18 protein-coding genes and 1 pseudogene are annotated in these 20,700 nt (G+C 39.7%); 9 read left to right on the plus strand and 10 right to left on the minus strand.

Annotated features, from left to right (window positions below):
- Positions 1-63: 63 nt before the first annotated feature.
- From G8Y85_RS01030 to G8Y85_RS01050, 5 genes are all read right to left on the minus strand, one after another.
- A complete protein-coding gene (locus G8Y85_RS01030; protein WP_165805309.1) occupies positions 64-2,010 on the minus strand; it encodes a fructose-specific PTS transporter subunit EIIC in 1,947 nt (648 codons plus the stop codon).
- A gap of 218 nt (positions 2,011-2,228) precedes the next feature.
- A complete protein-coding gene (locus tag G8Y85_RS01035) occupies positions 2,229-2,957 on the minus strand; it encodes a MerR family transcriptional regulator (RefSeq protein WP_165805310.1) in 729 nt (242 codons plus the stop codon).
- A 28-nt stretch (positions 2,958-2,985) separates the two neighbouring features.
- The gene (locus G8Y85_RS01040) at positions 2,986-3,939 is read right to left on the minus strand and encodes an alpha/beta hydrolase (protein ID WP_165805311.1); all 954 of its coding nucleotides are present in this window, start codon (positions 3,937-3,939) and stop codon (positions 2,986-2,988) included.
- A 134-nt stretch (positions 3,940-4,073) separates the two neighbouring features.
- Positions 4,074-4,274, minus strand: coding sequence for a hypothetical protein (locus G8Y85_RS01045; RefSeq protein WP_165805312.1), 201 nt, complete (start codon positions 4,272-4,274; stop codon positions 4,074-4,076).
- Positions 4,275-4,712: 438 nt separating this feature from the next.
- The gene (locus tag G8Y85_RS01050) at positions 4,713-6,092 is read right to left on the minus strand and encodes an NAD-dependent succinate-semialdehyde dehydrogenase (RefSeq protein WP_165805313.1); all 1,380 of its coding nucleotides are present in this window, start codon (positions 6,090-6,092) and stop codon (positions 4,713-4,715) included.
- 171 nt (positions 6,093-6,263) lie between these two features.
- Between G8Y85_RS01050 and G8Y85_RS01055 the strand changes: the two genes are divergently transcribed.
- Positions 6,264-6,614: a zinc ribbon domain-containing protein YjdM gene (locus G8Y85_RS01055; protein WP_060551855.1), complete on the plus strand. Its 351-nt coding sequence runs from the start codon at positions 6,264-6,266 to the stop codon at positions 6,612-6,614.
- Between the two features lie 153 nt (positions 6,615-6,767).
- Here G8Y85_RS01055 and G8Y85_RS01060 read toward each other — a convergent pair whose 3' ends face one another.
- The 4 genes from G8Y85_RS01060 to dhaK all read right to left on the minus strand — a co-directional run bounded on the left by G8Y85_RS01060 (position 6,768) and on the right by dhaK (position 10,235).
- Positions 6,768-8,009: an aminoacyltransferase gene (locus G8Y85_RS01060; protein WP_165805314.1), complete on the minus strand. Its 1,242-nt coding sequence runs from the start codon at positions 8,007-8,009 to the stop codon at positions 6,768-6,770.
- Between the two features lie 301 nt (positions 8,010-8,310).
- Positions 8,311-8,676 (minus strand): dihydroxyacetone kinase phosphoryl donor subunit DhaM, encoded by a 366-nt coding sequence (dhaM, locus tag G8Y85_RS01065; RefSeq protein ID WP_103345336.1) that lies wholly within the window; start codon positions 8,674-8,676, stop codon positions 8,311-8,313.
- A 1-nt stretch (position 8,677) separates the two neighbouring features.
- Positions 8,678-9,253: a dihydroxyacetone kinase subunit DhaL gene (dhaL, locus tag G8Y85_RS01070; RefSeq protein WP_103345335.1), complete on the minus strand. Its 576-nt coding sequence runs from the start codon at positions 9,251-9,253 to the stop codon at positions 8,678-8,680.
- Positions 9,254-9,266: 13 nt separating this feature from the next.
- Positions 9,267-10,235: a dihydroxyacetone kinase subunit DhaK gene (gene dhaK / locus G8Y85_RS01075; protein ID WP_103345334.1), complete on the minus strand. Its 969-nt coding sequence runs from the start codon at positions 10,233-10,235 to the stop codon at positions 9,267-9,269.
- A 351-nt stretch (positions 10,236-10,586) separates the two neighbouring features.
- Between dhaK and G8Y85_RS01080 the strand changes: the two genes are divergently transcribed.
- The 8 genes from G8Y85_RS01080 (at position 10,587) to glpT (ending at position 20,326) form a co-directional block, all read left to right on the plus strand.
- Entirely contained in the window at positions 10,587-11,312 is a 726-nt protein-coding gene (locus tag G8Y85_RS01080) for a phosphoadenylyl-sulfate reductase (RefSeq protein ID WP_103345333.1), read from the plus strand.
- A gap of 61 nt (positions 11,313-11,373) precedes the next feature.
- Positions 11,374-13,242, plus strand: coding sequence for an assimilatory sulfite reductase (NADPH) flavoprotein subunit (locus G8Y85_RS01085; protein WP_165805315.1), 1,869 nt, complete (start codon positions 11,374-11,376; stop codon positions 13,240-13,242).
- A gap of 24 nt (positions 13,243-13,266) precedes the next feature.
- The gene (locus G8Y85_RS01090) at positions 13,267-14,997 is read left to right on the plus strand and encodes an NADPH-dependent assimilatory sulfite reductase hemoprotein subunit (protein ID WP_165805316.1); all 1,731 of its coding nucleotides are present in this window, start codon (positions 13,267-13,269) and stop codon (positions 14,995-14,997) included.
- A 32-nt stretch (positions 14,998-15,029) separates the two neighbouring features.
- Entirely contained in the window at positions 15,030-15,797 is a 768-nt protein-coding gene (gene cobA / locus G8Y85_RS01095; RefSeq protein ID WP_103345330.1) for a uroporphyrinogen-III C-methyltransferase, read from the plus strand.
- 37 nt (positions 15,798-15,834) lie between these two features.
- Positions 15,835-16,731 carry a sulfite exporter TauE/SafE family protein gene (locus G8Y85_RS01100; protein ID WP_107401060.1) on the plus strand — a complete coding sequence of 299 codons (897 nt, stop codon included), beginning with the start codon at positions 15,835-15,837 and terminating at the stop codon, positions 16,729-16,731.
- Positions 16,732-16,745: 14 nt separating this feature from the next.
- Complete coding sequence (gene sat, locus G8Y85_RS01105; protein WP_107401059.1) at positions 16,746-17,921, plus strand: sulfate adenylyltransferase; 1,176 nt, start codon at positions 16,746-16,748, stop codon at positions 17,919-17,921.
- Positions 17,922-17,936: 15 nt separating this feature from the next.
- Entirely contained in the window at positions 17,937-18,548 is a 612-nt protein-coding gene (gene cysC, locus G8Y85_RS01110; protein ID WP_165805317.1) for an adenylyl-sulfate kinase, read from the plus strand.
- A 416-nt stretch (positions 18,549-18,964) separates the two neighbouring features.
- Positions 18,965-20,326, plus strand: coding sequence for a glycerol-3-phosphate transporter (glpT, locus tag G8Y85_RS01115; RefSeq protein ID WP_085622754.1), 1,362 nt, complete (start codon positions 18,965-18,967; stop codon positions 20,324-20,326).
- A 107-nt stretch (positions 20,327-20,433) separates the two neighbouring features.
- Here the strand turns inward: glpT and G8Y85_RS01120 are convergent.
- Positions 20,434-20,700: pseudogene (locus G8Y85_RS01120) on the minus strand (phosphopentomutase); the annotation flags it as partial.

Raw genomic sequence — 20,700 nt, forward strand, 5'->3', positions numbered from 1 at the left:
AAAAACCTCCAACATTCATTTTAAATGAACGTTAGAGGTTGTCATTTTCCATTTAATACGTATTTATTTCATAATCTCTATCATATGTTGATACAAGACATTTTCTGTTTCACTTTGGAGTAGCGCTTCACGTTTGGCGTCATCCATTAAATGGCGTGATAAGTTTTGGAGTGTCTTTAAGTGCATATCGTGACTATGTTCTGGCACTGTAATTAGAAAAACAATTTGAGGAACAGTGCCATCTAAACTTTCCCACGTCACGCCTGCGTTATTTTTTAGGACTGACACTACTGGTTCTTTAATACCTGCTGATTTCGCATGTGGCATCGCAATGTTCATGCCGAGCGCAGTAGTAGATTCTGCTTCTCGCGCAAAGATATCTCGCGTTAATGTTGCTTTATCTTTAACATAACCATGTTTGTCCAAGTTTGAAACCATGTGTTCGATTGCCTCATCTCGCGTCATCGGTTGCGTTTTAATCATTGTTGTGTTTTTATGAATCAATTGCGTTTGTGATGCATCCGTATTTGTTGTCGCGTCAGCATGCCCTGTGTTTTCAGTAGTTTCAATCGATGTTTCATGCCCACCAGCAGTCGCTACAATCGGTGACCGCTTTTTCAATACAAGCACCAGTGCTGCCGTTACAAGGCTACCTATAATCACCGCGATAAAGAATATCACTACTTTATCAATTCCACCTAATACCGCAACAATAGGACCGCCATGCGCAACGCGGTCTCCTACACCACCAAGTGCCGCAATCACAGCTGCAACCATCGCACCGATAATATTTGCTGGAATGATACGTAATGGATCTTGCGCCGCAAAAGGTATGGCACCTTCAGTAATGCCAAATAACCCCATCGTGAACGACGCTTTACCCATTTCAATTTCGTTATGGTTGAATTTACGGCGATTCATAAAAGTTGCGATACCCAGACCAATTGGCGGTGTACACACAGCAACCGCAACCATACCCATGACACTATAATTGCCTTCAGCGATTAAAGCAGAGCCGAATAAAAATGCGACTTTATTAACTGGACCACCCATATCAAATGCAATCATGGCGCCAATGATCATCGCTAAAATCACAATATTCGCCCCTTGCATGCCCTTAAGCCAAGCCGTTAAACCTGCAAAAATACCAGCGATAGGCGCCCCAATCACATAAATAAAAATGAGGCCCACGATAATGGACGATATAATTGGAATAATAATTATTGGCATAATAGGCGCCATCGCTTTAGGTACTTTCACCTGTTTTATCCATTTCGCAATGTAACCCGCAAGAAAACCAGCGACAATTCCTCCTAAAAATCCAGCGCCCGCATCACTGCCATAAAAACTACCATCTGCAGCAATCGCGCCACCAATCATACCCGGTACGAGTCCAGGTTTATCCGCAATACTCATCGCAATATACCCTGCAAGAATGGGTACCATAAAACTAAACGCTAACGCCCCTATTTTTTCAAAAGGCTTCCAAAAAGAATCATCAGGAATGACAATCCCTTGCGTTGCCGTTTTTTCACCGCCTAGTGATAATGCAATCGCAATCAACAATCCCCCTACAACGATAAACGGGACCATAAAAGATACACCGTTCATTAAATGTTGATACACATGTTGAATACCTTTATGTTTTTGTTTTTCATCACTAGAAAGTTTTGCATTTTCATCTTGCGTTTCACTATGATAAACAGAAGCCTTTTTCTGTTGAATACGCTCGATTAAATCTTTCGGATGATGAATTCCCGCTCGTACATTTTCATTAATAAGTAACTTGCCATGAAAACGCGATAAATCCACTTGTCGATCAGCAGCGATAATGACGCCATCTGCCTCTTCAATATCTTTAGCAGACAACCGATTTTCGACGCCAACGCCACCTTGCGTCTCTACTTTTATATCAATCCCTAATTCATGCGCAGCTTGTTCTAACTTCTCTTGCGCCATATACGTATGCGCGATTCCATTTGGACAAGACGTCACCGCTACGATTTTCATACCAACACTTCCATTCAATGATTTTAAATACATACTCATCATATAGCAGCACATATTAGGAATCAATACGAAATTAAAAGCGCTTACAAATCAAAGTATGCATTATGATGCGGCACAACATAAATCATGAATTCCTAAATTTTAAAAGAAGTAATACGCATTATCCTTACAATACAATGCAGATAAAAAAGAGGTACCTTGATGGCACCTCTTAATCACTACACTTTTTCATGGTCTACGACTTCTAAACAATAGCCTTTAAAGCCACACTCTGGACATGTGAGTTTACGTGTCCGGGGTGTATGTGGTGCTAACAACCACGCTTTAAATTCAGGTTTAAATACGTGATGACAATTTGGGCACATGTAACTTACACTTTGGTAATAGGTTTTCGTAATATAGACCGCTGCGGCAATACTGCTTGTAATACCTAGCACTGATGGCCATACTTTTTTATGTTTGTAACTTTGATAATGTGCCATCCATTCAAATAGCGTTGCCCCTGTTGCAATACCAATTGTTTTATACGTTAAGAATGGAAAATCTTGATTCGATTTTAGTACAGCATCAATATCTTTGAGCTTTGTAATTGGAGAGTCACTATTGTCATGAATCATTTTATTCATCGCTTTCATCTCCTTTAATTGTGCTTGTTTTTGATGGATGTCTTGTTCTAGCTGTTCCATATTGTCATCTAGCAACATTTTTACAGTTTTTAATGCATGTTGTTCTTCAACAATTTTAGCAATCGCACTCAATTTAAATCCCAATTTTTTTAGTAAAAGTATCGCTTTTAATTTTTGGACTTCTTCGTCACTATATTCACGATACTGATTGTCTTTCGTTAAGGCAGGTTTCAAAATATTTTTTTCATCATAATACTGTAACGTGCGTGCTGATATCCCAAATAATTTGGCAAGTTCCCCTGTAGAATAACGTGTCATCATGTCACCTCCATACTTTGAATGTAATGTATCACGTCGCGTGAGGGTCAATAATTTCTTTCATAATAAATAAAAATTTTTCCGTTTCATCGACAAAAGGCGCATGCGCTGCGTCTTGAAAATAGTAATAACGCTTATATCGAGACCCTAACTTCTCAAAAAAAATCCTGCTTTCTTCAAGCGTTGTCTGCATATCATGTACACCTTGCATAATGACAATGGGCACCCATATTTCCTGGGCAATATCTAATAAATTTGTATGTGTCATCTCTCGATTGAGGTGTGGTGACCCCACAAGACCACTTCGAAAAATATTTAAACGTTCACGTAATGTGTAGTGCGGTGTTTTTAAAATAACTTGAATCATTTTCAACAGCCCATACCCTCTGCTTGAAAAACCAGATTTATAACGCGCAGTATACCAATCTCTTAATAGACGATAATATTTATTAGTGTGAAAATCATAGTCTAATCGTACTTTTTCTAACAGTTGTAACCCCTCATGGTCGCCTTCTTGGCGCGCAAACATTTTAATTTGATTTAAAATGCGATGTTCATTTTTAAGGACATGGCCTAACTGACCTACACCAATGTATGTCGCAATACATTGCGGATACTGATGCGCAAGATGTGTGCCAATAATCGTACCAAACGAATGACACATTAAATATACTTTTGACTGGTGTAATGTTGTTGTTAAATATTGAATCAACTGATGGGCATCTTCAACAAGCGATTGAATGCTTGGCGCTATGCGTACCCCGGACATGCCTGTACCTGGTTGATCCCAATACACAACCGTGTAGTATTCTGTTAAATCAACATCGTGTGCACTCATAAAAGGATACAACGGAAACCCTGGTCCGCCATGAATAATGAGCAAGACAGGATTTGACCAATCTCTTGACTCCATGATTATTCCATGTCGCTTACGATTAATGGTTAAATATTCTTTTTTCACTTGTTTTGAAGTGTTTTGTTTCATAATTGGCTCACCGTTTCTTTTTTCTAATCCATTTTTATTATAGCCCAGAATGTAGAAAGACGTTACGGAAATGATTCACAAACTAAGAAGCCCTTCAACTGTTGCACACATACATAACAGTTGAAGGGATCCAATTAATGTTTACAATATTGATTAATTTTAATAAAGCACATCGTCATGACGACGACGCCAATGACTACTGGCACGAAGGTAAGTATACTGGAAGAAACTACACGTAATAAAATCGTGATGATGGCAGCCACTAACACACTCAATGCGACCACGAGCCACAAATTCCATGCGGTTTGAATATGTGCTTTTGGTATTTGAGACATATCAAAATTTGCGACGAGCGCATTACACTTTCTCAAATAAATGATGAGTATCAATATTGCCACAAAAATCATAATTATGATGGATACAATACTCGCGATATCTATGATGGTCACCTACGTTTCTTTTTTAGTTGATTCATTTTATAAAATGCGTAGAGAGCAATAATGGTACACAATACGATAACTAGGATATACCACCCCCCCTTAAATAGTATCGATGCAAATAGGAATCCTAATCCAAGATTAATCATGATGATGTATATATACCAATATGTCCACGCACGATTGCGTGTCGCCTCTGAAAATTGGTTGAAATTCATAATGAATATCATGTCATCCTTTTTCTTAAGATATGCGATTGTAATATACGCAATATTTAAAAATAACAGCACAAATACAATCAACTTCAACACGGTATACACTTCTTATGAATACAAATTATTTAATGTTAATTGATAAATATTTTGTTTCTAAATAAGGTTCAATACCTTCTATCGCGCCTTCACGCCCGTAACCACTTTCTTTCATACCACCGAATGGTGCGTGCGCTGCTGATGGCGCACCATCATTCCAACCGATAACACCATAATCAATTTCATTATATAAATAGAGACCTGTTCGATAATCATTCGTAAAGAAGTAAGCAGCTAAGCCAAATTCAGTATCGTTGGCCATTTGAATCGCGTCATCTAAATGTTGATAGCGCATCACTGGGGCAATCGGACCAAACGTCTCTTCATGCATGCATTTCATCTGTTGATTGGCATGTGTAATAACTACCGGCTTTAAGAAATTGCCTCCGATTTTAATGTCATCTAAAGAGCGTGATAACGTGCCACCATGTGTCGCTGCATCTTCAATGTGATTTAAAACTTTCTCAACCGCATCTTCATTGATTAACGGGCCTACTGTAACAGTAGCGTCGAAACCGTCTCCTACTTTCAACGCATGAACTTTTTCGATGAGCTGTGTTTCAAATTCTTCCGCAATGGCTTCATGAACATAAATGCGGTTGGCACAAATACACGTTTGTCCTGCATTTCTAAACTTGGATGCAATGGTTTGATCTACTGCAAGTTCAATGTCCGCATCTTTATGCACAATAATGGGTGCTAAACCACCGAGTTCCATCGTGACATTTTTCACAGTTGCTGCAGCTTGTTCGATTAACTTTTTCCCTACTGGTGTTGACCCTGTAAACGTTAATTTTTTAATATGAGGATGTTCATTAAACAACCGTCCGGCATCTTTACCACTTGCGACAATATAACTGATGGCATCTTTTGGAATTCCGGCATCGTGTGCGAGTTCCACGAGACGTTTCGTCGTGAGCGGGGTTTGGACAGCGGGTTTACACACAATGGTACACCCTGCCGCTAACGCTGGAGCCATTTTTCGTGTAATCATGGCCGCAGGAAAATTCCACGGCGTAATCGCACCAACAACACCAATTGGAAATTTATCAATAATGATCTTTTTATCTGGGGTATGCGCTGGTATTGTGCGTCCATAGGTGCGTTTGGCTTCTTCGGCATACCAGTCGACATAAGACACCGCATAGTCGACTTCACCTTGTGCTTCTTTGAGTGGTTTTCCACCCTCTAATGTAATCAGACGTGCCAGTTCATCTTTGTGTTGTTTAATTAAAGATGACCACGCCCATAATAAACGTGAACGTTCATGCGCATCCACTTTTCTCCAAGAGAAAAATGCTTGATGCGCTTTGTCAATTTGCGCATTAATATCTGATTCTTGGGTATAGTCTAGCGTGTCTACGATTTCATTTGTCGATGGATTCAATACGTTTAATGTTGCCATCTCATCACCTTTTTCTTATTAGATTTTATATTGCGATGACGTCGAATACAAAAATCATTTTCATAATATTATAATTTTATCGTAACATTTTCTAAAAATTGATACACACATTTACACCATTCTATGCTAGATTAATAAAGAAACTAAAATTTAAGAAAGTAGGTCATCATTATGACAACTGCGTTACCTAATTGTCCTAGCTGTGGATCAGAATACACATACCAAGATGGCGCTTTGTATGTTTGTCCGATGTGCGCACATGAATGGACACCAGAATCTGTGGCTGAAGCAGAAGAAGCTGCGATTATCCGAGATGCCAATGGCAATGAACTTAAAGATGGCGACACTGTTGCGGTCATTCGCGACTTAAAAGTGAAAGGTGCGTCTAGCACAATTAAACAAGGAACAAAAGTGAAAAACATTCGACTTGTAGATCCTGAAGATGGACATGATATCGACTGTAAAATTCCAGGTTTTGGTCAAATTGGCTTAAAATCAGAAGTTGTTAAAAAGATTAATTAATCCATCGAACGGTCGCTCAGTTTACTCCAATAAATACGCCTTCAAAGTCTTAAATGATGCACTTTGAAGGCGTATAATTTTACGTCAATATACACGTCATTGAATCTATATATGTTGTTAACCAGCCAAGATCTACAGAATTATCACCTTTGTTTAAGATCGATTAATTAGTTGATATAAGCGGTAACATAGTGGCATAATTGGTTTGATAAAATCACCAATAAACTCTTCAACGTGTGCATTAAATCCCTCTTTAAAACGTTGCACACCGTAATCTTCCGCATCCTCAGAAAAATCTCCTGTAATTCCATAAAAATTATATCGGTCAATACCGTAATTTTTGGCAAATTGAATCATTTCCCATTGCAAGCGGTATGCCCCCATATACGCATTATATTTAGGGTTTGACCCACTTGAAAGGTAATATACTTCATGGTCATTATAAATATAGACAGCGGCTGCTAAATCGAGCACCTCACCATCTGATGCGATACGCGCTTCTGTCTCTTTTATTTTCTTTTGTTGACTCGCAACCTGTTGTTGCAGTTGTTGATATTTGTTTTTCGTTTTTTTCGAATTACTATTTTCTGCTAAAACAGCTTCTACTTCAGTTAGTTGTTGATTTAATTCGTCCAAACGGTCTTTATACGCGGTTAATAACTTATTCAAATCAATATAAGCTAACTTCAGCATGATGCGCTCACCGTAGATATCTTGTAACTGCTCGAAATATGCCAAATCACGGAACTTAAAGCCGTGTTTTTCTTCAGCCATACGAAATAATTTGAAAAAACGTTCTGTCTCTTCATATGGAAGCGTCATGACTTCGACACCCATTTCATAGGTCTTTTTAATGTTACGTCGTGTTTGATAGCCCATTTCTTTGAGTAATGCATCAATCGACTTATCTTTTAAGTCTAGGACCGACAACCACCGGATTTGACTTGAAGTTGAATAGCCTACTGGATAGCCTTGATGTTCATAACCGAGTTTATGCATCACTTGAATGAGTGCTTGGTTATCATAAGATTTTATAATATTCCCTTTCGCATCTCTAATATTTTCTAACCAATACGGGTCAGTCAATACATATAAACAGCGTTGTTTTTTTAAATATGTAGTTAAATGATGATAGAAAAATTGCACAAGTGTAAAGTTATTAAAATCCATGATTGGTCCACGCTGCGTGTAAAAATACTTAAAAAACTTTAAGCATCGTGCTTCTGTTAATAAGCATGCTGCAATCACATTGTGTTGATCATCTTTAACACCAACTAGATGCGCGACCCCTTGTCTTTCTCGGAATAAATAATGTGACACAGTTTGTGTATAATGTGAAAAATGCGCCTGTGCAAATGTTTCGAATTCTTCCGACGTTAACGTAACAAATTGCATCTTTCAAACGTCCCTTCTTTTGATGTTTCCTACGGCATGAAAGTATCTCCCTTGGTGTTCAAACCCCTTACCGTTTTACAATATTATAACATTTACAACTTAACATGACACATATATTTATGAGACATTCGAATAATAAATATAATTAATATGTTCACATAGTGAATTATTCAATGGAGTGAATACGTTTTAAACCTTTTGTTTTCACACTACTATTTCAAGAAAGTCTGAACGATAATTTTTATATTTGTATCACATAAAAAACGGGTTGCATCTTGCTACAACCCGTTTCACTCAATCATTATTTATCAAATTCTTCTTTTACCGCTTCAATCGCTTGATCAAAGTCACCGTTCGTCGTTAAGGATACGCTCGCTAGGAAGCTCCCTTCCACGATAGGTGCCGAGACTTTTTCAATGCGATATTGCCCTGCATACATTTCAATCGCCATATCAAGATTCATTTCTGCTGAACCAATATCAAAGAAACACAATGCATCGTTTTCAAGTTGCGCCAACACATCTGATATTGCATCAAACGATGTCCCAATCTCCCCATCTGCACCACCGACTGCAATGACATCCACGTCTGGAGACATTTGACCTAATAGTTCTTTCGTACCTTCAGCAATTTTTTTACTATGACTTACGATAATTAAACTTGTCATCTTAATCCTCTCCAATCAGCGCGTTTAAGATATAGACACTACTTTGAGCACCCGGATCAACATGGCCTTTAGAATCTTCTTTAAAGTATGCGGCACGCCCTTTTGTTGCCACTAAATCTTTCGTATCATCCGCATAGCTTTGAAGTGTTTCAAGTGTCACTGTCTCACCATTTTCCACTGCTTTTTGTGCTCGATGTATCACATCATACATTGTCTTTTCGCCGCCTGATACTTTTCCACGTGCTGCAATCGCTTCTGAAAATGCCGTTAATAGCGCTACAAGACCTTCATGATCAATGTCATCTTTCGCAACTTGTGCCATCTTTACGAAACTAAAACCATAAAGCGGACCAGAAGCCCCGCCAATATTCGACATTAATGTCATTCCAGTAGATTTTAAAATACTTTCGACTGATTGATCGTCTAATTTATCTTTTAGAGCTTCAAAGCCACGCAACATATTTACACCGTGGTCACCGTCGCCGATAGCACGGTCTAATGCTGTTAAATGCGCTTCTTCGTTTTTAAATGTTGTTGCTAAATCAAGTAAACGTGCTTTCAATTGTTGTGCATTCATCTTGATGTCCTCCTTAATTATTAAAATAATGACTCGTAGTTGGTGCGTTTAACGCTTCCACGAGGCCTTGATCAAACGGCGCTACCGTAAGTGAAAATCCTTGCATATCTAAAGATGTCATATAATCACCAATAAACCAGCGTTTCACTGTTTTTCCTTTTTCTTCAAAAACCTCTGATACATATTTCGTCACAATATTAAGTTCAGAAAGTGGCGTACCTCCCATACCGTTAACCATTACAATTAAATCTGTTGCATCAACTTCAGTCTCTAATTTATCAATTAAGCGTGTCACAATGTCCTGAATCGGTTCTACATGCGTACGTTCTAATCCTTTTTCGCCATGAATACCGATTCCAATTTCCATTTCTGTATCTTCTATATCAAAGCCATACTGACCTGTTGTTGGCACAGCTGGTGGTGTCAACGCCATACCAATAGAGCGCACACCTTCTAAAAAAGCTTCTACTTTAGCTTTTATATCTGTCAGGTTTGTACCACTTTCAGATAAATATCCAGCGTATTTATGAACAAGCACTGTTCCTGCTACACCACGACGTTGGTCTATAGCATCAATAGCAATATCATCGCGAACAATCACTGTTTCAACTTGAATCCCTTCCATTTCAGCCATTTCTTGTGCCATTTCGAAGTTCATCACATCGCCAGCATAATTTTTAACAATTAACAATACACCATCACCATTATCAACAGCTTTAATCGCTTCAAGCACTTTATCCGGTGTTGGAGATGTGAAGACCTCGCCACATACCGCAGCATCTAACATCCCTTCTGCCACAAATCCTGCATGTGCCGGTTCATGACCGCTGCCACCGCCTGACACTAAAGCGACGCCCGATTGTTTTTTAGTCTGACGTACAACAACGGTATCCGCCACTATATCTAATTCGGGGTGGGTGATTTTCAAACCGTCGAGCATGTCTTGTAAAAAATGTGTTTTCTCTTGAATCAGTTTTTTCATAATGATCACCTCATTGGGAACAACGAATGATTCCCTGTTTTGTTAATGTTTCCAAATTTATTATAACGCATAACGAAACGTCAACTCACGCCAAACCCTTTACTATATTCTAAAAATAATTATACGTTTAATTGCTGGTTAGTTACTTTCATGCCGATACACCGCTCGCCCCATTATTTTCAATTTAAAATAAACGCCCCATATACCACTCTACTGGGGTTTTTCATGTATTTTCAGAAATAATAACTTTTAATTCCGACAAAATAGGTTGACTTTAATCGTTAACACCGGTACATTAGTACCATGATATTCCGAGTTATTGACTATGTTTTAAAAGGAGGTTCATATCATATGGTGGTAAACCCTATCAATTACGAGACGTTTCAAACTGATCCTTTTATAGATGAACTTGGTGACGATTCAACGAAAGGTGCGCTCCCTTTATTAAAATGGGCGTATACAACCTACCAAGATGATCTCGTATATGCTTGTAGCTTTGGGGCTGAAAGTATGGTGTTGATTGATTTCATTTCTCAAGTTAAACCCGATGCGCAACTCGTTTTTTTAGATACTGATTTACACTTTCAAGAAACCTACGACCTCATTGACCGCGTGACATCACGTTATCCCGAATTACGTATTAAAATGAAAAAACCTAACCTCTCGTTGAAAGCGCAAGCCAATCAATATCAGCCCGCATTGTGGCGTCATGACCCTAACCAATGTTGTTATATCCGTAAAATTAAACCCTTAGAAGAAGTTTTAAATGGCGCAACAGCATGGATATCTGGACTACGCCGTGCACAATCCGAAAGTCGCGCACATACGAACTTTATTAACAAAGATGAACGTTTCAGATCAATTAAAATATGTCCGCTCATTTATTGGACTGAAGATGAAGTCTGGGACTACATTAAAACTCATGACCTTCCATATAACACACTTCATGACCAAAATTATCCGAGCATCGGATGCATGCCGTGTACATCTTCTGTTTTTAAAGGCCAAGACTCACGTGCCGGTCGTTGGCAAGGCGCCACGAAAACGGAGTGTGGTTTGCATACGACACATCCTTAATTTTTTAATCATAATCCATATTAATCCGATATGCATTTAAGTATTAATCGAGGTGAAATCATTGAAATTAAAAGTTACAAATAGCCCTTTTACAGAAGCACAAGCGACTCAATTGAATGCCGTGTTAGACACGTTGACAACAGATCAAAAGATTTGGTTGAGTGGCTATTTAACCTACTCAAGCGCCGAAAGAAGTCCTGTTGATGCCTCTCAAGCTGCAGTCGTCAACAGTCCTGAAACTTCGCACGTGTCTGAAACGTCTCACGTCACAGAAGCCAATCAAGCAGCATCACCGCAAGCAAACAGAACGTTAACACTGCTTTACGGTTCTGAAACAGGTAACGCCCAAAGTCTTGCTGATTTATTTGAAGAACGTTTGAAATCACTCAACTTTGATATTACGAAAAAAGCGATGGATGAAATCAAACCGAAAGAACTTAAAAAGTTAGAAGATGTGCTCATCGTGACTTCAACCCAAGGGGAAGGAGATCCCCCTGATAACGCTTTAGAACTTCATGAATTTTTACATAGTCGCAAAGCCCCTAAACTTGACGGTTTACGCTATAGCGTCCTCGCCTTAGGGGATGTCACGTATGAATATTTTTGTCAAACAGGTAAAGACTTTGACGCCAAGTTAAGCGAACTCGGCGCCACACGTTTATACGACCGTGTCGATTGTGATGTCGATTACGAAGCAGATGCTGAAAAATGGATTGCGAATGTCATTAACGCCCTAGACAACCAAACGAGTAGCACAGCGTCTTCGCAAGAACTCGTGAGTGAAACTGTTCAAAGAGAAAGCGAAACAAAACATTCTAAAGCGCATCCTTATCAAGCTGAAGTGTTAGAAAATATCTCACTGAACGGTCGAGGCTCAAACAAAGAAACACGCCACATCGAGTTATCTATTGAAGATATGAATGAAAGCTATGAAGCTGGGGATTGCTTAGTGGTTCTTCCACAAAATGCACCTCAATTGGTGACACAACTCATTGAAGCACTCGGATGGGAAAAAGATACATCGACACAAATTAATGAAGAAGGTGACTCGCTTCCACTTGAAGAAGCTTTAACACACCATTTCGAAATTTCTAAATTGACCGTTCCCCTCATTGAAAATGCGGCGGCACATTTTGGTAACGATGACTTGTCGTCACTCACAGATGATAAAGCAGAAACAAAAGCCTATATCGAAGGCCGAGATTTTATCGACTTGCTTAATGACTACGTGACAACAGATTTAGCACCAGAAGATTTATATAAAGTGTTACGCAAATTGCCACCACGTGAATATTCTATTGCTAGCAGTTACGAACTTGAACCAGATGAAGTGCATTTAACCGTTGGTGCGGTACGTTATACAGCCCATGGACGTGAACGTCATGGCGTGTGTTCGATACACTTTGCTGAAAGATTGCAACCGGGTGATACGGTCCCTGTGTATTTAAAACACAATCCGAATTTTAAATTCCCGAAAGACCCTGAACAGAAAGTCATTATGATTGGTCCTGGAACAGGTGTAGCACCTTTTAGAGCGCATTTACAAGACCGTGAGGCACGCGACTGGAAAGGTCATACATGGCTCTTTTTCGGAGAACAACATTTTACGACCGACTTCTTATATCAAACGGAATGGCAATCTTGGTTAAAAGATGGCTATTTAGAAAAAATGGACGTCGCCTTTTCACGTGATACGGAGGAAAAAGTGTACGTGCAGCATCGCATTCAAGAAAATGCGGCAACGTTCAATCAATGGCTAGAAGACGGCGCCTCTATTTACATTTGTGGGGATGAAAAACATATGGCTCATGACGTTCACCAAACCATTGTAAACGTCATTTCTCGAATGCGTCATATATCGCTAGAAGAAGCTGAGGACATATTAAAACAAATGAAAAAAGATAAACGTTACCAACGCGACGTTTATTAATCATCAATAGAAAGGATGAAGACAATGGCTAAAGATCATGCACAAATCGCGCAAGAATTGGATGAAAAGTTAGACGCAATGGAATTTATTAAATACCGTAGTCAGTATCTTCGTGGCACGATTGTTGAAGGACTACAAGATCCGTTAACTGGAGCGATTTCTGAAGATGATACGAAATTACTCAAATTCCACGGAAGCTACATGCAAGACGATAGAGATTTACGCGATGAACGCCGTAAACAAAAATTAGAACCGGCCTACAGCTTTATGATTCGTGTACGTGTACCCGGGGGTAAAGCGACGGCTGAACAATGGCTTGCGATGGATGATATTGCCGACCAATATGCCAATGGCACGTTGAAATTAACAACACGCCAAGCCTTTCAATTTCACGGCATTTTAAAACGTAACTTAAAACATTCAATGCAAAGCATTAACAAAGCAGTGCTTGATTCTATTGCGGCGTGTGGCGATGTGAACCGTAACGTGATGTGTAATCCGAACTCTTACCAATCGCAAGTCCAAAAAGAAATCAATGACTATGCGATAGCAATTAGTAATCATCTACTCCCACGGACAGGTGCTTATCATGAAATTTGGCTAGATGGTGAAAAAGTCGTTGATACGCAAGAAGAAGTGGAACCGATTTACGGTAAACGCTATTTACCACGTAAATTTAAAATCGGTATTGCGGTGCCCCCTTCCAATGACATCGATGTCTATTCACAAGACATTGGTCTTATCGGCATTGTTGAAGAAGAAGCGCTCAAGGGATTTAATATCGTTATCGGTGGTGGCATGGGCATGACGCATGGCGATACGCGTACCTACCCGCAAATTGGAAAAGTGATAGGCTATGTAGCGAAAGAAAACATTGTAGATGTCTGCGAAAAAATCATGACGATTCAACGCGATTACGGTGACCGTCAAGACCGAAAACAAGCCCGCTTCAAATATACAGTTGACCGACTAGGCGTCGAAAAAATTGTTGAAGAACTTCATACACGTTTAGGCTATGGCATAGAAACTGCACGTGACTTCCATTTTGACCACAATGGTGACCGTTACGGTTGGACAGAAGGCAATGGCCATTGGCATTATACGCTATTCATCCAGAACGGTCGCGTCAAAGATACTGAAGATTATAAACTAAAAACCGCACTCAGAAAAATTGCGCACGTGCATACCGGTGAATTTATTTTGTCGCCGAACCAAAATTTAGTGATTGCTAATATTACACCTGAAAATAAACCTGCCATTGAAGCTATCATCGAAGAATTCGATATTTCTGACGGTCAACGTGACACAGGACTCCGTCGTAACTCTATGGCTTGTGTCGCATTTCCAACATGCGGCCTTGCTATGGCTGAATCTGAACGTTACTTGCCTTCACTGCTTTCTAAAATCGAGGATATTTTAGATGAAGCAGGTCTTCGTGAAGAAGACATTACAATTCGTATGACGGGTTGTCCAAACGGTTGTGCACGCCCTGCCCTTGCTGAAATCGGCTTTATTGGTAAAGGCCCTGGTAAATATAACCTTTATCTCGGCGGCGGCTTTAAAGGTGACCGCTTGAGCAAACTCTATAAAGAAAATGTTGGTGAAACTGAAATTTTAGACAGTTTACGTCCGATTTTACTTCAATACGGTAAAGAAAAACAAGAAAACGAACATTTTGGTGATTTTGTCATTCGCGCAGGCATAATTGAAAAAACACATGATGGCCAAGATTTTCATAAAAATGTTCAAGCTTAAGATAATGACAACACTTTGAAAGGCGTGAGGATATGACTGGAAAGGTAAACATTGTAGGCGCAGGCCCGGGGGATCCCGAATTAATTACAGTAAAAGGCTTAAAAGCCATTGAAAACGCAGACGTCATTTTATACGACCGTCTCGTTAATGAACAATTATTAGCCTATGCGTCACCAAAGGCGAAACACTTGTACTGCGGTAAAGACCCTTATCGTCACGCCATGCCTCAAGAAGAGACGAATCAACTCATGGTGACTTTAGCACAAAAAGGCTACACAGTAACCCGACTCAAAGGCGGAGACCCATTCGTTTTCGGACGTGGCGGTGAAGAGGCACAAATTTTAAATGACCATCACATTCCATTTGAGATTGTGCCTGGCATCACATCCGGTATTGCCGCGCCAGCCTACGCCGGCATTCCTGTCACGCATCGTGATTACAGTTCTTCTGTCACATTCGTGACAGCCGTGACACAAAAAGGCGTAAATACAGAGAACTATTGGCAACATCTGGCACAAGGTTCTGACACATTATGCATTTATATGGGGGTTAAAAAACTACCCGACATATGTGCGTTGTTGTTAAGACATGGCAAATCCGCCGACACCCCTGTCGCGCTCGTTCATCTCGGAACAACGGAACAACAACAAACAGAAGTTGGGACGTTATCGACCATTGTCGAACGCGCGGCACATATTAAAAATCCGGCCATGATAATTGTCGGTGAAGTGGTGCGCTTAAGAGAGGAACTCAGTTGGTTCCAAGAAGTCTCTCTTACCGCATTACGCCAACCGTTATAAGTAAGGAATCCATTTTGACAAAAAGGAGGTCAAATCGATGCAAAAAATACTGATTTTTGCGCTCGCAGGCTTTGTCGCCCAACTCGTTGATGGCTCGCTCGGCATGGGGTTTGGTGCTTCGTCATCATCTATATTATTGACGTTTGGGATTACCCCTGCGATTGTTTCAGCAACGGTACACTTTTCTCAAATCGCAACAACGTTCGTCTCAGGTACATCTCATTTGAAATTTGATAATGTGCATAAACCAACCATGTGGCGTTTGGCGTTGCCGGGTGCCGTCGCTGCCTTTATTGGGGCCGCACTTTTGTCAAATATTCATGGCGAAGTAATTCGTCCATACATCGCCCTATTTTTACTCTCAATGGGGATTTACATCTTGTATCAATTTTTATTTAAACGTAATCATCTTTCTGAATCAAAGTTCAACCAACGTTTGAAGCGACGCTATACTATCCCACAAGGCTTCATCGCCGGTTTATTAGATGCGATGGGCGGTGGCGGTTGGGGCCCGGTCAATACACCGATGCTCTTATCAACTAAAAAATTAGAACCCCGTTACGTCATTGGGACCGTTTCTGCCAGTGAATTTTTCGTTACATTGTCCGCATCCATCAGTTTCATCATCTTTTTAGGATTCGGCAATATTAACTGGGGCACAGTAATTGCTCTTGCTATAGGAGGCGTACTCGCAGCGCCTATTGCGGCCTATCTTGTTAAGATCTTACCTGTTAACATTTTGGCCATTTGCGTCAGCGGCCTAATTATTTTTACGAACAGTAATGCATTATTAGGCTATTTCCACCTTAATTCAAATGTCGTTGTCTTGTGTCGTTTAGCGATTATTATTATCTTCATCATCCTGATCATCTGGATGATTCAAAAAAATAAAAAGATGGCCTTTTCAAAACAAAGTCACAGCCATCTCAATTAACGGAGGGACTTTCATTGTCAAATCAAACAAGCATTCAAACAATTGAACCGCACGGCGGAATACTGATTAACCGTGAAGTTTCAACACAACAACGCCAACATTGGTTAGAAACGGCAGAAGCACTTCCTAAAGTGACTTTAAACCCTTGGAGTTTATCCGATCTTGAATTGATCGGTATCGGTGGTTTTAGTCCACTGACAGGGTTTATGGGTGAAAAAGATTATCTTAACGTCATTGAAAAGGTCCATCTAGACAATGGCTTAGTTTGGAGTATTCCCATTACATTACCTGTCACACAAACAGAAGCTGATGCGTTAGATATCGGTCAAAACATTGCGCTTTATGGTGAAGACAACGTATTATACGGTATTTTAGAACTGACAGAAAAATACACGTATAATAAAGAAAAAGAAGCTCGCCTCGTTTATGGCACAACAGAAGAAGCACATCCAGGTGTTAAAAAAGTTTTTGAAAAAGGCGACGTTTACTTAGCGGGACCGATTCATTTAATCCATCGTCCAAAACATGATGCATTTACTGATTTTCATTACGATCCCTCAGAAACACGTCAACTCTTCCAAGATTTAGGTTGGAACACCGTGGTCGGCTTCCAAACACGTAACCCTGTCCATCGCGCACACGAATACATTCAAAAATCAGCGCTTGAAATTGTCGATGGCTTGTTGTTAAATCCTCTTGTTGGTGAAACAAAATCAGACGACATTCCAGCAGATGTCCGTATGGAAAGCTATCAAGTGATTTTAAAAAATTACTATCCAGAAGACCGTGCACGTCTCGTGATTTACCCTGCCGCGATGCGTTATGCAGGTCCTCGTGAAGCTGTGCTCCATGCGACTGTACGTAAAAACTACGGTTGTACACACTTTATTGTCGGCCGTGACCATGCAGGGGTGGGCGATTATTACGGCACTTATGAAGCGCAAGAATTCATCTCTCAATTTGAAGCGGAACTTGGCATTCAAATTTTAAAATTTGAACATGCCTTTTATTGTAAAGCGTGTGGCAATATGGCAACAGCCAAAACTTGTCCACACGACAGTTCACACCATCTTCACCTCAGTGGAACGAAAGTCCGTGAAAAATTACGTAACGGCGAACCTTTACCAAAAGAATTTTCACGTCCAGAAGTTGCTGAAGTACTTATTAGAGGCTTAAGAGAATCCAAATAAGAGGAGCTGTTTCATATGTCTGAGTCCCAAAACATTACTTGGCATGATTCAGAAATCACAAAAGCTGAACGCCAAGCACGCCATAACCATAAAAGCGCCATTCTATGGTTTACTGGCCTGTCCGGGTCAGGAAAATCTACAATCTCTGTCGCATTAGAAAAAGCACTATTTGAACGCGGCTTAAATACCTATCGTCTTGACGGGGATAATGTCCGCCACGGATTAAACAATAACCTAGGATTTAGTCCAGAAGACCGCCAAGAAAATATTCGTCGCATTGCTGAAGTGAGTAAATTAATGGTAGATGCCGGGTTAATCACACTTACGGCCTTTATCTCTCCATATAAAGCGGACCGTGATCGCGCACGAGAAATTGTAGAAGACGGAGAATTTATCGAAATTTACACAAAAGCCTCCGTGGAAGCTTGCGAAAAACGCGATCCAAAAGGGTTATATCAAAAAGCAAGAAAAGGTGAAATTCCTGAATTCACCGGTATTAGCGCTCCCTATGAGGCCCCCGAACATCCTGAAATTGTTATCGATACAGAACAAACATCTATAGAAAGTAGCGTTCAATATATCATTAATTATTTAGAAGTGCATCACTATATTCCTTCCACTCAATAATCCGCATGTCATACAAAACAACGGGATGTTAGCAGCGGTTAGGTCATGCTTAAAATATCATGATATGTAATGATTCAAATCTCGTTTATAAGGTTTAAATGTCATCGCCAACAAGGTTCATAGTCATATGAATGTTGTTGGTTTTTTTAATATAGTCGTTTCTATCCCCTTACCCCTTCAAACATTTTCACTTTTTAAATAAATCTTTCCCACATGATAAAAATGATTTATGTTGATTCAAAATTATTTATTAGACATCCTTATCGTAAATGATTGCTATTAACCAAACGTAATAATTAATAATTATATTAAAAAAGTTTATTGACAATAATATTGCCAATAACTATGATTATATTAAACGTAAACGTTTTCAGTTTATAAAGTATACATTTTATTTTGACATCAGGAGGTTGAATATGGCGAACTTTTTAAAACCCGCTAGACATATTGATCCACTGCCCAAAGAGCAAGTCGACGATACATATAAGAAACTAAGATTTCAAGTTTTTCTTGGAATATTTCTTGGGTACGCGGGCTATTATTTATTAAGAAAAAATTTCTCTCTCGCAATGCCGGCTTTAATCGATGAAGGTTTCAGTAAAGCTGAACTGGGTTTCGCGTTATCCGCGATATCAATAGCATACGGGTTTAGTAAATTTGTGATGGGGACGGTCAGTGACCGGAGTAATGCACGAATATTTTTAACGCTTGGACTCGTTTTGTCTGCAATTGTGAATTTATTAATGGGTTTCATTCCAGCATTAACATCAAGCATTTCAATCATGTTTATTTTATTATTTTTGAACGGTTGGTTCCAAGGTATGGGATGGCCACCATCAGGCCGTGTGTTGGTACACTGGTTTAGTGTAAGTGAGCGTGGTAGTAAAACTGCCATTTGGAACGTTGCGCATAATGTTGGTGGTGGGTTAATGGCCCCTATCGCACTAGCTGGCGTCGCTTTAACTGGTACATTGTCATTTGGCTATTTAAAAGGTTTTGAGGGGGTCTTTATTTATCCTGCTCTTATCGCACTCATCATCGCCTTTTTCTCATATGTACTCGTTCGTGATACACCTCAATCGGTGGGCTTACCTCCAATTGAACATCATCGTAACGACTATCCAAGTCATTCACATGAAACGTTAGAAGTTGAACTGACTACAAAAGAAATCTTATTCAATTACGTTTTAAATAATAAATGGGTATGGATGATTGCAATCGCAAACATTTTTGTTTATTTTGTCCGCTATGGCGTACTAGACTGGGCACCTACTTTCTTAAATGAAGCGAAAGGATTTGATTTAAAAGCATCCGGTTGGGCATATTTCCTTTATGAATGGGCCGGTATACCTGGTACATTACTCTGTGGTTATATTTCAGATAAAGTATTTAAAGGGCGTCGTGGTCCTGCAGGATTTATTTTCATGTTGGGGGTAACAGTAGCTGTTATTGTTTACTGGTTAAACCCACCAGGAAACCCTTGGGTCGACAACATGGCATTAATCGCAATTGGGTTTTTAATTTATGGTCCTGTAATGTTAATTGGGCTTCAAGCGCTAGACTATGTACCTAAAAAAGCTGCTGGAACTGCCGCTGGTTTAACTGGTTTATTCGGTTATCTCGGTGGCGCTGTGATGGCAAATATCATTATGGGTATTGTTGTAGATGCATATGGCTGGGATGCCGGTTTCATCTTATTAACAGTTATCAGTGTGCTTGCGATGGTAAGCTTTATCTTCACTTGGAATAAGCGCGGTCAAGAAGTTGTGAAATCCTAATTTTTCATAACCTTATTACTGTAATTAAATAGCCTACAGCGTTCCTTTTGGGATAAACGCTGTAGGCAATTTATATATGCATATGAACGTGGATGTCTATACGCTTTTTATTTTAAATCTTTTAAATAACTGCGACCATACTCTGGTGCTTTGACACCAAAGTTATCCGCAATCGTGGCGCCAATAGAACTGAACGTTGTATCAGTTTCTAATGCACGGCCTTCTTTAAATTTCGGACTATACCATAACACTGGAATATATTCGCGTGTATGGTCTGTCCCTTCTGCCGTTGGGTCATTTCCATGGTCTGCTGTAATGATTAATAAATCATCTTCACGCATGTGGCCAAATAATTCAGGTAAGCGATCATCAAA

Source organism: Staphylococcus sp. 11007852 (assembly GCF_011394325.1).
Lineage (GTDB): Bacteria > Bacillota > Bacilli > Staphylococcales > Staphylococcaceae > Staphylococcus > Staphylococcus agnetis.